The sequence below is a fragment of the Neobacillus vireti genome (assembly GCF_001026695.1).
GTDB lineage: Bacteria > Bacillota > Bacilli > Bacillales > Cytobacillaceae > Neobacillus > Neobacillus vireti.
In genome coordinates this window covers 71,549-85,082 of record NZ_LDNB01000005.1, presented here as the reverse complement: position 1 = coordinate 85,082, position 13,534 = coordinate 71,549, and the positions used below count along the sequence as shown (strand labels likewise).

At 34.0% G+C, this 13,534-nt stretch carries 10 protein-coding genes; 9 read left to right on the top strand and 1 reads right to left on the bottom strand.

Going from position 1 to position 13,534, the window contains the following annotated elements:
- Positions 1-123 precede the first annotated feature (123 nt).
- Positions 124-1,632, bottom strand: a complete 1,509-nt coding sequence (locus tag AA980_RS06185) for a hypothetical protein (RefSeq protein WP_024027750.1) — start codon at positions 1,630-1,632, stop codon at positions 124-126.
- 348 nt (positions 1,633-1,980) lie between these two features.
- Here AA980_RS06185 and AA980_RS06180 point away from each other — a divergent pair, with 348 nt between their 5' ends.
- The 9 genes from AA980_RS06180 to AA980_RS06150 all read left to right on the top strand — a co-directional run bounded on the left by AA980_RS06180 (position 1,981) and on the right by AA980_RS06150 (position 13,382).
- A complete protein-coding gene (locus tag AA980_RS06180) occupies positions 1,981-4,449 on the top strand; it encodes an AAA family ATPase (protein ID WP_024027749.1) in 2,469 nt (822 codons plus the stop codon).
- Entirely contained in the window at positions 4,424-5,497 is a 1,074-nt protein-coding gene (locus AA980_RS06175; protein WP_024027748.1) for a 5-methylcytosine restriction system specificity protein McrC, read from the top strand. The genes AA980_RS06180 and AA980_RS06175 overlap by 26 nt, the downstream gene beginning before the upstream one ends.
- A 215-nt stretch (positions 5,498-5,712) precedes the next feature.
- A complete protein-coding gene (locus tag AA980_RS06170; RefSeq protein WP_024027747.1) occupies positions 5,713-6,180 on the top strand; it encodes a competence protein ComK in 468 nt (155 codons plus the stop codon).
- Between the two features lie 40 nt (positions 6,181-6,220).
- Positions 6,221-6,304 carry a DnaB-like helicase C-terminal domain-containing protein gene (locus AA980_RS28225; protein WP_407937454.1) on the top strand — a complete coding sequence of 28 codons (84 nt, stop codon included), beginning with the start codon at positions 6,221-6,223 and terminating at the stop codon, positions 6,302-6,304.
- Between the two features lie 406 nt (positions 6,305-6,710).
- Positions 6,711-7,376, top strand: a complete 666-nt coding sequence (locus tag AA980_RS25700; protein WP_024027746.1) for a hypothetical protein — start codon at positions 6,711-6,713, stop codon at positions 7,374-7,376.
- Between the two features lie 33 nt (positions 7,377-7,409).
- Positions 7,410-7,760, top strand: a complete 351-nt coding sequence (locus AA980_RS25695) for a putative phage abortive infection protein (protein WP_268926630.1) — start codon at positions 7,410-7,412, stop codon at positions 7,758-7,760.
- A 351-nt stretch (positions 7,761-8,111) separates the two neighbouring features.
- Positions 8,112-8,384 (top strand): hypothetical protein, encoded by a 273-nt coding sequence (locus AA980_RS28220; protein WP_152681100.1) that lies wholly within the window; start codon positions 8,112-8,114, stop codon positions 8,382-8,384.
- A 273-nt stretch (positions 8,385-8,657) separates the two neighbouring features.
- Entirely contained in the window at positions 8,658-9,443 is a 786-nt protein-coding gene (locus AA980_RS06155) for a hypothetical protein (protein WP_024027743.1), read from the top strand.
- Positions 9,444-9,887: 444 nt separating this feature from the next.
- A complete protein-coding gene (locus AA980_RS06150; RefSeq protein WP_024027742.1) occupies positions 9,888-13,382 on the top strand; it encodes a hypothetical protein in 3,495 nt (1,164 codons plus the stop codon).
- Positions 13,383-13,534 lie beyond the last annotated feature (152 nt).

Genomic DNA, 13,534 nt, shown 5'->3' with positions numbered 1-13,534 from the left:
TGAGACGTTATTCTCTTATTTGACTGCGGGATGGTATGTTTGAAACGTTTCTCGGAAACTATATGATAGGCTCTAAACTTCATGGAATTAGAAGTTTAGAGCTTCTTGAAAACGATAATTCATTTAGTGACTTTCATGAATATTTCGAAACTCGTTTTTCATGTTTGCTAGGTTTTCAAAAATATTGTTATTTGCTAGCTTAGAAAGTGATTTTTTCATTTCATAAAGATCCTGTAAAGAAACTTTACTTGTATGTGCAGCTTTATTTCGTACATGATGAATCTTTTTCCATTCAGATAGAAAAGCTGTTGAATTACTAATGCCCATTAATTCCCATTCGTTTTTGTTTAGGTTAAATTGTGCAATTATTTTTGAATTTCCTAACTCAGGAGGCTGCCAGTTACCGAATTTTTCGAGATTAAAATCAATTGGTTTTCCAGCAGGCCCTGATGGAAACTTTGCTCTTAACTTAACTTCTTTACCTGGTTGAACTTTATTGTAATACTTAGGTAATTCAATGGAGTATTTTTTTCTAAACCAATGGACTATAGAATAATTAATTTCACTTTCAAACATCTTGGCAAGACAAATAGCACTAGGAGAATAATCTATATTAATATTCCTGCTTTGTAGATAGGCTTCTACATCCAACCCTGTTTGTAAAAGGTGAAAGGAATTTTCATCTAAAAAGTCCTTTTTAATTGGTGAAATATAGGATGGTTCAAATTTATTCTTTTTATTCAATAAGGCCAAATAAATTCCAATTTGTATATTTAAATCTTCAATAAGTGGATATAAATTATGATTGCCAATTTCATCTAGATCAACTAATTTTAGATTTTGTTGTAAACGCCCAAAACTTTTAATTGCCTTTTCAAGCGTAATCTTACTTTGTTTATTTGAAATTCGAATAATTTCGCCCTCTTGATTATAATAGTCAGTTTCCCGTTCTTCTTGAATAATGAAACTGAGAACATCAGATAACGCCCTTGCCATGCTTTCATTTAATTCAGTCGTTCCCATCCCCTTACATAAATCAAGGTCCGTGTCGTCTAATAAGCTATATAATATTTCTTGTTTTTTGTCTAAATCCTTTTCAACTTCCTTGTAAAGATACATTCGATTAGCTATTCCAGTAAGTCGATTCATTTGTATTTCGATTTGATTAGGACAGGTCTTATACCATCGATAATTTCTTAATCGAGTATCATGTGTAACAACAATTGCAGGCAGCATTTCCGGTTTGATGTTTAATTTATTTGCTAGTGCGAATGCAGAGTAACTATAATCATACTCATTTAATTGATTATCTTCGAATAGTTCTAATGCATCTCTTACGTCGGTATAAAAGGGTTGATTACCGGTAAGGACAAATTTTTTGGGAGAATCCACTAAGCCAAAAAAGACCAGATGCTTGCCGGAACTATAGTGCAAGTTCGCAAACTGTTTTTCAAAAAAATCATGAAAGTCTTTATGTACTGCAGGATCGTGGAGAATGAAAGCAAAGACACTATAATTTTCCATTGCATCTAAAGCATATTCCAGTTCAAAACTACGTCGATTTTCTTGTTCTCTTTCGGCTCCATCGGCCAATAATTTAAGAACTGTGTAATTTGAAAGAGGTACACCCATAAAGATCACCATCCCAAAAAGAGTATGTTACATCCATTATTTTACACTGATTATATAGTGTGATAAAAGCTTTAATTTACTAAATTTTTTATTTTTGGGTCAATGGTCAAATTGAATACTTTCGCAAGCCTCTAGGGTTTGCCCAAGTTTATCGAAATCAATGCAACACAAGTGAAAAAATAATAAATAAGAATAATAGACTGAAAAAAAATAGATCCGACAAACCATAGCAAAGGGATTGTTTTTTATTTGCTAATAGCAATTATCGATAGATTTGTTTTACAATTAAATAATACAGATATGTTAAAATATATCTATAATTGGGTAAATTAGGGGGCTTTTCCGAAAATGGGTAAGTGGATATTCCAGGGTAATCCTAAACAATTTGATGTAAATACATACGTACAAGAAAATGAAGTAGTAGAATGGTCTATACGTCAAAAGCAATTTGTTGATGAAATAAGTAAAGACGATAATATTTTTATTTGGCGATCAGATGGAGGAAACAAAAACACTGGTGGAATTATCGCATTATGTGAAGCTGTCTCAGATCCCATCAAGGAAGAAGAGGATTATAAGGTTAAATTGAAAATATTGGAACGTCGGTTAACTGTTGAAAAAGGTATGTTACTTCGCCATGAGCTAAAGGAAATTCCAGATACAATGAATCTGCAAATTTTTAAAATCAGTCAACTGACAAATTACAGATTGTCGGATGAAGAATACAATCGAATAATAAACTTATGGAATGCACCAATGGAAGTGAAAGAAAGACTGAAACTTTCGAACGTTGAAAAGTATCTTCATTTATTTAAAGAAGATGCAGCCAATTGGTTCAAAGAAAATGATGATTACATACATAAAAGTTATCATTTTTTTGAACAGTTCAAAGAGAAGGAGAACCTTGAGAAGGTAGAGTGGGAGGAAATACAAGAACTGGGAGAACATATCAATGCCTTTCGAATGCCACTTGCTAAAAAAAGAGCATTAGGCAATATGAATGCTTCTATTGAACATTATCGAAATAGCTTTGATTACTTAATTTACGGTACCGCTCCAATTGTTGAGCGAATTGACCATTTTATCTCAGATGAGAAGTACAAGCTTTTTGGATTTGGGACAAGCGTGGTAAGTGAATTAATTGGCAACCTATTCCCTGAAGATTATTGCTTTTATAATCAAAGAGATAAAGTAGCGGTTGAGAATATCCTTGGACTGGTCCCAAAATACGCTCGTGGTGACACCTACGGCGAAAGATTGTTAAAATTCCAGAACTGTTTAAAGGAAAATGAATTGGTTCAAAAATATGTAGAGATAGTCGGCAAGCAAACAAGCCTTCCAATTTACTATGAAGTCGATCAATTTTTTAGTTTTCTTTTTGAAACCTTTGGAAAAAAGGAAAATCTTCCTGAAGATACGGACAGCCCCCAATATTGGCTTTTGGGTGCCGGTAAGGGGAGTTTTATGTGGGAAGACTTTTATCAAAATGAAATGATTGGAATTGGGTGGGAAGAGATAGGGGATGTAAGGCAATATACTAGCCAAAGAGAAGTAACAGCTGCATTAAAGGAAGCTTTCCAACTTGATCATAACCCGACAAACGATGCACTTGCTAACTATCAATTTGCGAATGAAATGAAAATAAGGGATTATGTATTTATCAAAAAAGGGACTAAAAAAATTATCGCTTATGGAAAGATTATCTCTGATTATAAATACGATCCAACTCGTGAGCTATACCATTCCATACGAAAAGTAGAATGGATTACGACCGGAGAGTGGGATATCGTCCATGAGCAGGATCGTCTAAATACCAAAACTTTGACTGATATTACACCATTTGAAGACTATGTAGAAAGATTGTTAGAAATAATCGGGAAAGAACCAAAAACAGTGGACTATCCAGAAACAGACACACCAGTTGAAATCATATTGGAAAATAGAGCCCCTTATCAGCTTGAAGAACTGCTTGCAGAGCTATTTATAAATGCGGATGACATAGAAGAAATCCTTGAAACACTGGATTATAAGAAGAATCTTATTCTACAAGGACCGCCAGGGGTTGGTAAAACATTTGTGGCGAAGCGCCTTGCATATCTTCACTTAGGGTATAAAGATGATAGCAAAATTGAAATGATACAGTTCCATCAATCGTATTCGTATGAGGATTTTATACGCGGATATAAACCAAATAATCAGGGAAATTTCTCTTTGAAAGACGGGATTTTTTATTCTTTTTGTAAAAAGGCAATCAATGATCAGGAAAACAGTTATTACATGATTATTGATGAAATCAATCGTGGAAATTTATCAAAAATCTTCGGTGAACTTATGATGCTAATTGAAGCGGATAAGCGTGGCAAGAAATTTGCCGTCAAGCTTGCTTATAGTGAGGGTGAGGAAACCTTTTATATTCCGAAAAACCTTTATATAATTGGAACTATGAACACAGCCGATCGTTCTTTAGCTATGGTGGATTATGCACTAAGAAGAAGGTTCTCCTTCATTAATATAGAGCCTGCATTCCATACCGAGCAATTCAAGGAATTTTTAATCAATAAAGGGATCAGTCAAGGATTCATTGATAAAATAGTGACCGCAATAAGTGAAGTGAATAATGAAATTATTAATGACATGATCAATCTTGGAAAAGGATATGAAATCGGTCACAGTTATTTCTGTCCAACAATTGAACAAGTAGATGATGAGCAAAAATGGTATGACCGCATTATTCGGTTGGAAATTGCTCCATTACTGCGAGAATATTGGTTTGATCAGGAGGAAAAAGTGAATGGACTCCTTGACAGACTCAAATAAGATCCCGATAAAAAATCTCTATTACATGCTTTGTTATGCATGGGGGCATTTGGCTGAAAAAGAATTTGCCAAGATAGCACGCGAAGATGAAAAGGATATCAAACACTTATTAACTAGAATCCTGCTGGTTAAATTGCGATCCCTCATTAAGCGTGGTTATTTTAAGGAATATATAGGCTTTCGGGAAGAAACGTCTACCTTAAGAGGTAAAATACTGTTTCAGGAATCCATCAACACTTTTTCCTTTAAACGAGCCAAAATGCATTGTGAATTTGAGGAAATGAGCCATGATATTCTTCATAACCAAATCATTAAATCGATATTATATTATTTAATACAGAGTGTAAAACTAGAGAAAGAGCTTAAAGATGAAGTGATTCAGGTATACGAGCACTTTGGAGGAATTAGCCGATTACAGCTCCATCCTAGTATATTTAATAAAGTGAAGCTGCATAGAAGTAATCAGCACTATCGTTTTGTATTGGATATTTGCCGATTTCTCTATGAGTCCCTTTTAATCAATGAAGGGAATACGGATGAAAAGTTTGCTGATTTTGAAAGAGAACCAAAAGCAATGGCCAGATTGTTCGAGGATTTTGTACGGAACTTCTACAAAAAAGAAACACCTGAATACCGTGTTTTTCGTGAAAATATTTATTGGGAAGCAGAAGGTGAAGATTTATCCTACTTACCGCTAATGCAGACTGATATTTCACTAGAGAGTCAAACTAGAAAAATCATTATGGATACAAAATACTATCAACATTCCTTGACGCAATACAAAGGATCACAAAAACTTATTAGTGGAAACCTGTATCAGCTTTTTGCTTATTTAAGTAATCACAAAAAGGCTAGTGAGAAAGAAACTATTGGTATACTTCTGTATCCGAAAACAGGTCAGGAATTAAATCTTTCATATGTCGTTAAAGGGTACCAGATGCAGGTTTATACTGTCGACCTAAATCAAGACTGGCGGTCGATTCATGAGAGGTTGGTTGAGATTGTAATGAATTGCCAAGAAAGTTTATCTAACATAGCTAGTAAATAATTTCTGAGTAAACAGGAAAGATTTTTGGGATTTTATGGGGAGTGTAATATTTCAACGATAAGAAAGGTCTCAATGGTCTCAAACTCAGCTGTATAAAGTTAAGCTTTCAACTATTGGAAGTGCCAGGTACTATCCAGGAATTTGGATGGTGACTGGCACTGTTTTGTTAGACAGGTAATACCATCAACTTTCGGTAATTTAAAGGTGACAGAATTATGGGAGCACTCTATAGCTTCACCCAGCCGCTTGGTGAAAATCGTCGGAAGTATCCGATTAAAATACATGCTTCATTAGACATCTGGCTCTTTCCAACAAAATCATACAAAAATGAAAATTGCATCTGGTTTGCACTCAATCATGTAAAGGGGATACGACCGCTAGGTATCAAATTCACAAAAGTTTTCTTTAGTTATGGACATACATTTGAAATTGTCATGGGGGAAGTTGCATTTCGTGATAAACGACTGACCGCAGAAGAATTAAAAGAAAAGATCACTTATAACACAAAAAACTCCATGAGGTTTATGGACGAACCTAAGAAAGGGTTTATTATTACGGTGGAAAAAGGTCGGGAAAAATGTAGATCTAGAAAAAGAGAAGGTAATGAAGTAATTATTGGAAATAAACTTTACCTTCATGGTGAAATGATAAATTGGGTGAAAATACCAAGGTTAGATCCTTGATGCCCTAACGCTTTAGCGCACCTGGGGTCTGACTCTTTTTTTGTCAGACCTGAGACAGGGCGGCAAAACCGAGCAGAATGCCGATCTCATTGCTTTTCTCTATCGCGATGAATATTATGATTAGCAATTTAAGAGGCAGGTACAGTGGAAGTGTTGCAAGCCAAGCATCGGAACGGACCGATTGGTATGATAAAACTAGGTTTTGATAAGGATTGCAGCTGGTTTTTCAATCTTGATGGCGGGAGAAAAACATCGTGCTAAAGCATTTCATATAGCTCCCTAATTATAGTAACAATTTTAGTCAGGAACAACCGGTGTAGCAAACCCAGCTAGAATTTGATTGGCACTTTGCCGATTTTTTATTGTCCACTTCATGATCTTTTATAGATGCAGATTATAGCTAGGCTAAGTTTGAAAAAAATAAAATCCTTCTTTTAATCCATAATTAATAGTATTATTTACATATCTATTGGTATAATATTCAAAAAAGATAGAGTGTTTTGTATAGTTTTTAAAGGTGGGGGAGTTTTTTGGGGGAAGTTTTATTTATAGGGTGTATATTGGTGCTTTTGATAATCTATTTTATGATTATATCCGATGTATACTCACCAATTAAAGATGATGAAAATAGGCTATCGGATATAGGGATTAAGGGATTAACCATTTTTGGAATACTTTTGATTATTATCGCAATTGTAATGCCTTTCAGGGTAAGAAACTATTTTATGTCCAGAATAGAAAAATATGAAACAATAGCAGATTTGGGACCAATAGGGGATTTCATAGGAGGGACCACCGTTGCTTTTTTAACCGCAGCAAGTGTCGTCTTATTATTAGCAACCATTATCATGCAGCGTAAAGAAATAAAAATTAGTCAACAAAGTATTGAAGAGTTAGTTAAACAAACTGAAGCTTCGGTTAAGCAAGCGGAAGAAGCGAGAAAAGAAACTCAAATCACTAATGATACAATGAAAAAACAGCAATTTGAAACAACTTTTTTTAATATGCTTAACTTACTCCAAGAAATAGTTAATAATATGAGGGGATATGAATACCCTGATCCTCAAGATTATGAAAAAAAGATTGAATATATTGGAAGGGAAGTAATTAAGAGATTTAAGAAGGCTTACGATACTGTACTTTCTTTTAATCCTATTAGTAATAACTATATTAGCCAAGTGGAACTAGATAATTAATATAATCAATTCCATGATAATTTTGGCAATGAAATTGGTCATTATATGAGGTTTAACTATCGAATCGTAAAATTTATAGTAGCTAACATAGCTAATGATGAAAATGAACAAAAGAAAATTAAAGAAGAAACAGGGCGGGAAACAATAATTGGAGATAGGAGATTTTACTTTGGTATGTTGCGTGCTCAATGGTCGAATGTTGAATTTGAATTAATTCTTGTTAATTCGTTATATAGCGAAAATCATAAGTTCAAAGAGCTGATATTAAAATATGATGTTTTAGATATGGAGGTTACAGATAACCCTACGCCTGAAATTTTTAAACTTAAAGATAGTATGGATAAGTTCGTAGCATATAGGGAGTTAATTGAAATAAAAAAATAAATTTCATAATTAACAGTAAGATACGGAGCAACAAGGTGGGGAAAATCGCTCGAATGTTGCTATTACAAGGGCAAAGGAGCAAATTCATGTTGTGTCTAGTATTGAGCCTAGTGAACTTTATGTTACTAATTCCAAAAATGATGGTCCAAAATTACTCAAGGATATTTGGAATATGCAAAAGCTGTTTCGATGGTAAACAAAGAAGAAGTAGAGACTGTACTTGTGCAGTTTAATGAAGAGTTAAATATGAAGAAGCAATCTGATAAAGCGTTAACTTTTGAATCACCATTTGAAGAACAGGTTTAGCAGCACCTGATTAATTTGAATTATTCAGTTGATACAACAGTCGGTATGTCTGGATATAGAATAGACTTGGCAGTAGTTCATCCAAATGACCCACATCGTTACTTTTTTGGAGTTGAGTGCGACTGGGCTATGTATCACAGTTCGCCTTCGGTTAAAGAAAGGGATTTGAACCGTCAACAATTTTTAGAAAACAAGAGCTGGAATAACACAAGGATTTTGAGCTGTAATTGGTGGAAGAATCGAAGTGTGGAAATTGAGAGGATTGAACTAATTATTAAGGGGATTTTGGAAGAAGAAATGATACTACAAAAGGTGTAGAATAAATTTATTTTGAAAATCAGAAATTTAGCGAAGATAAGTTCAATTTAGATAAGAGCTTGAGAAAAAGAAATGTACATTAAGAAATTGCAACATGAAAATAATATTCAAAAGTGCGAGTGAAAAATTTCCTTTCAAGGTAACTGTTCATGACAAAACTTAGTTTTTATTTTTCTAGATCAATGTACTTATTCATCTTTTTTTAATTCGATATTCCTCTGATTTGTTATAATTTAAGCATTAGACTATTTAAAAGAAAGAGGGGATATTGTCGTGATTGACTCATTATTTGATGAAACAGATTTTGACGAAAGTATTGATGTCAGCGAGAACAATATTCTTCGTGAGTCACCTGAGCTCTTGAATATTTTGCTCAAGGATAGAACAACTAAAAAGAATATTATGTGGGCAACCGATAGTTATGAACGAATGGGGACAGGATTTTCTGCGGAAGATCCGATTAAACCTGAATTGATTACCGGGAAGAATTCAACTATTATTCGTCCTCGAGTTGAGAAAGCTAAGCATGAGCAAAAGGCACGAACGAGAGAACGAGCGGAAGTATTCACGCCAACTTTGATTGTGAAAAAACAAAACGATATCATCGAAAAAGATTTCGAGGGACTTGCTCTTGAAGAATATATAAATAAGTTTTGGCTGGAAATTACTTGTGGTGAAGCACCATACATGGTAACTCGATACGACACCGTGACAGGTGATGAAATAGCTATAAATGAACGGGTGGGCTTTGTAGACCGCAAGTTACAACGAATAAATCATGAAGTAAGTGACAAGGAAGAATGGATAGCATTAACCACTAAATCCTTTCAAACAAGTTTCGGATACGAATTCCAAGGAGACTCGCTATTGCTTGCTCGTGAGAACTTGCTTTACACCTTCATTGATTACTATGAAGACAAGTTCGGCGAAAAACCAGACATGGAAACCAAACAAAAAATTGCCAAAATCATAAGCCATAACGTATTTCAAATGGACGGTCTGCAATATACTGTTCCATTTAAAGAATGGAGAAAATTCAACACATTGACCACGCTTTAGAATGTAAAAATTGCAAAGACGATGCTTTTCAAAAAGTGCAATCATAAGAATGAAAACGACTGTGAGTGGAGAGAAAGAAAGAGTTCGACAAAAATAAATGAAATATTAAAGATAAAATCTGATGAAACCCAAAAAACAGGCTCTTAAGTTCTTATTTGCGCAATTGAATGCAATTGTAATGACATAGAATTCTAAATCAAAATGAAAAAGTGTCAGGTATGTGTAGGATTACTATACACACCTGACACTTTTTTAATATAGGAAATAAGTTAAATGATAACATGATCAGCATGGTCCTGCTAACAATCATCTAAGGAAATTTTGTAGGTGGGTTTTTACCATTTCTATTTTAAAAAACAGGATAATTGTCCTAATTTATCGAATATAATAAATATGTCCCAATAGTATAGTGATAAACATTTTTTATATTCGAGGTGAAAATATATGAAATTATTTACTGAAGATAGCTCACTGAAATCAATGAATGAAGTGTTAGCTGCCCGGATATCTAGTTACAATTTGATTGGGGACTTGCCATTATCAAAGGAAGACTTTATCCATCTAGCTTCAATCGTCACTGCGGTTTATGAAAGTGATGTAGGCTCAAGGATACTTTACAGGTATAAAGAATGTTTGGCAGTTTTCCTTGTTTTTTGTGCTGTATATGAATATGACAATGGAGCTTTCTGGAAACAAATGGAAAAATATATTGGTAATTTAACGTATAACCGAAGAATGGATTTGTATTCTATTTTCTCCGAGGTCGTAGATAAATACCAATTAAATAAATTTGAAAATGAAAGTGAAGACGGGTTTACCTATGTTACGCCAATATTGTGTCATGCGGGTATTCCCATTAATGCTTTGGATAGTTATTTTGCTGCTATTAGTAATACCGTTAATGATTATTTTTATGATGATTTTGACGTCGATGATTTCCTCATTTATTTGAAGAATAAGACGGAAATGCCAGTTAAACGCTATATTAAATTATCTAATAAAAGAGATTCATATAGTTTTATTCAGAATAGCAGAAATTTAATTTTAAACGATTCTGTTGAAAGTGATGTAGAGATAGATAGCGGAAATTATACTCGTATGTTTGATCAGATTTCATCGTGGAAGGAAAAGCCCAAAAACAAGAAAACTCTGCAGGCACGAAGTAATGTTCAAATTACTGCCCCGAAAATAAAGGTTGACCTAGATGGTGTGGGTATTTATTGTGAATTCCCAAGAATAGTCGTTAAGGACTGTTATGATTCTTATCTTATCTGGGAAATCACAAGTGATGAAACAACCAATCTTGTTAAATCTGACTTTTTTAGAAGAAGTGGTGTTTTAGTTTCTGAGGAGAAGATCTTTACCTTACGACCTGCATCTTCTTATACCATTACTTTGAAAGTGGACGATAATCAAATATCCAAATGGGAATTTGAAGGAGTAAAAAATAACTATATTGCCTTTGCCCAAAATGGGAATATCATCAAGTCAGAAGGTCTACCTAATAACTCAGTTATTCTTTTATTAAACAAAGACATAGATATTAAAGGAAAAGAGCAATTATCCATTATCGAATTACCTCCAATACCTTCGTGGACTGCATTTAATGTCTTTAAAGTGGACTTGTCGAATTTGAAGATGCTTGAATGTATTGGATTTACGATACGGGTAAATGCAGAAACTAAACCGTTGATTATCGGGGGGGAAACCTTATTTCATCAGGAAAACTCCAGAGCATACATAACATTACCTTACATAAAAGTCCCTGTTATAAATGAAGGTGAGTGGCATATCGAGATTAAGCATCGGTCAGGGAGCGAAGTGATTACTAAATCAAATGTGGTGGTTCCATCAGATCGTGAAGTCATTCCGCTTAGCTCCTATATAAATAAGGGAACATATGGAGAGTATGAAATTAAAATATGGAATCGAACCGGAATGAATGGAAAGCTGGCTATAGAATATGTGCCATTTGGGACACTTCAAGTGGATAGAAATGATTATTGGCCCAGCAGCTACCAGGGATATGTAAATCAGATTCAGCTATTACGGACCAGTAAAAACGTAGAATTAGAGATGTATAATGCAGAAAAGGTATCGGAAATCCATCAGGATGATTATATTCTTCACCGGTATAAAGTGAATGAAAAGGATCGTTTCTTAATCGGTGAATATAAATATACATACAATGAAAAGGTTTTTTCAACTTCGATTAAAAAAGGTATGTATCCGATTTCATGGGGGATGATTGGGCTTGAAAATGAAATCATCGAATTTTCCAACAAGTTATACACTTTGACAATTGAGGATTTTAGTCAGGCAACTAATCCTTACCTATTGTTTGCGTTTAACTTAGATGCCACTTATGATATTCAAGATTTAAGAATTGATTTGGTTGGCGCGGATAAAAAAATTGTCCAAAGTAATAACATCTCGATTAAAAACAAGGATGGGTTGAGAATCCCATTGAATTCTTACTTATTTGAAGTTCAAAATACCACAACTGAGATTGATTATCATCTAAGGGTAACATTAATCGATTCAAACGAAAATATAGTATCAAGTTTCTTGGTAGCTCGATTTCAGGATGAAGTGGTGGTTAAAAATGCTACATTTAAACAAAATGAGAATGATATTTTCTTTGGATGGGAAGAAACGGGGACACGCTGCGGAAGAGAAATTGTCCTGTTCAATTTCCTAAAACCGTGGTTAAATCCGTATCATTTCAGAATCGAGGATAAAACCAGTGAAGTAAATATTCCTACACAGGTGCTTGAAGAAGGTGTTTATAAATATCTAATACAAAAAGAAACAGATGACTTATTTATTGATGAATCCGAGTCGGAGATTTGTTCCCTACGAGATTTTCAAAAGGGGATCATTGAAGTAAAGGGAAAACAGCATTATTCCACAGATATGGAGAGAATTTTATATCAGATTTTGAGGACTAGATATTTGAAAAGGGAGTCAGCGCTTAAAAAGTTGACGAAGATTGAATCGGAAATTAGTAGTATTCGTATAAGAGTGCCAGAAGATATTACCCTACTGGCAAATGCATATATTCTGCATGATAGATTCTTCTTAGGAAAAGAAGATGCATCCATAGTTATGAAACTATTTGGGATGCTGTTTGATTTGTTTTCAAGTTGCGGAAATGAAACGATGAAATATGTTTTAGAAAGCGATTTCTCCACTAAATATAGGAAAGAATTACTTCATAAGTTTTACTGTAATAATTTGACTTCCCCAACAAGGATGAATGAATTTCAATATAACCTGCTTGCGGAAATTGATGAGGATATGGCTGGATTTATCAATTTAATCCAATCTGAACATAATGCTAAGGGACTGAATTGGGCAGGGATTTCAGGTATTGAAGTCTTGAGGGAAGAAGATATATTTGGAGAAGGTGATTCAAATGCTACGTTTCTTTCCGATGAAAATCTAGGGAAAAGTTCGTATATTACAAACTATTTTCAGTATGTTTCTACCAGTTTGCTGCGTCCTAAAAATATGACGAAAAACACCGCTGATTTTTTAAGAGAATTTCAAAGAGATCATGCCGTTCAGGAGACGTTGATATTTGGAAAAACAAGGCTTCACTTACTTGCGGAATGGAAGAATCATAATAAGTCAGCTTCACTAATCCAAGAAAGACTAGCACAAGTATTAGATTTTCCCTGTGATAGAGATCTAAAAGACCAATTTAAGGATGTATTCAAAGCTATATCCAAGCGACGAGCGGATGATGAATTGGGTTATTATATTGGATTAATTGCGTTATATGCTTCTTTTATTCGAAACGGCAGGATGACGGAAAGAAAAGGGTTCAGCCATTTATTGCATTATACGATTAGATCATGTGAGAAATTATATTATAGAGATGCCATTATTATTGAATTATACATGCATTTAGAAAGGGGATATTCATGGGTTTAAATCCTATTACCACAACTAAGAAAATAAAAAATGAATATGTAGAATACTTAAGTTCGATGTTTTTCTTTCAAGACAAAGATTTAATGAATCAGGCAAGGCAGCAGCTTAGTGAGGAAGGTAAGTTTGTCAAAGGTCCCTTTATTGAAATAACC

Coding starts and splice junctions, on each gene's coding strand:
- AA980_RS06170 (WP_024027747.1), top strand. CDS start 5,713: ATGGGAGCACTCTATAGCTTCACCCAGCCGCTTGGTGAAAATCGTCGG.
- AA980_RS06150 (WP_024027742.1), top strand. CDS start 9,888: ATGAAATTATTTACTGAAGATAGCTCACTGAAATCAATGAATGAAGTG.
- AA980_RS28220 (WP_152681100.1), top strand. CDS start 8,112: ATGTCTGGATATAGAATAGACTTGGCAGTAGTTCATCCAAATGACCCA.
- AA980_RS06180 (WP_024027749.1), top strand. CDS start 1,981: ATGGGTAAGTGGATATTCCAGGGTAATCCTAAACAATTTGATGTAAAT.
- AA980_RS06175 (WP_024027748.1), top strand. CDS start 4,424: ATGGACTCCTTGACAGACTCAAATAAGATCCCGATAAAAAATCTCTAT.
- AA980_RS06185 (WP_024027750.1), bottom strand. CDS start 1,632: ATGGGTGTACCTCTTTCAAATTACACAGTTCTTAAATTATTGGCCGAT.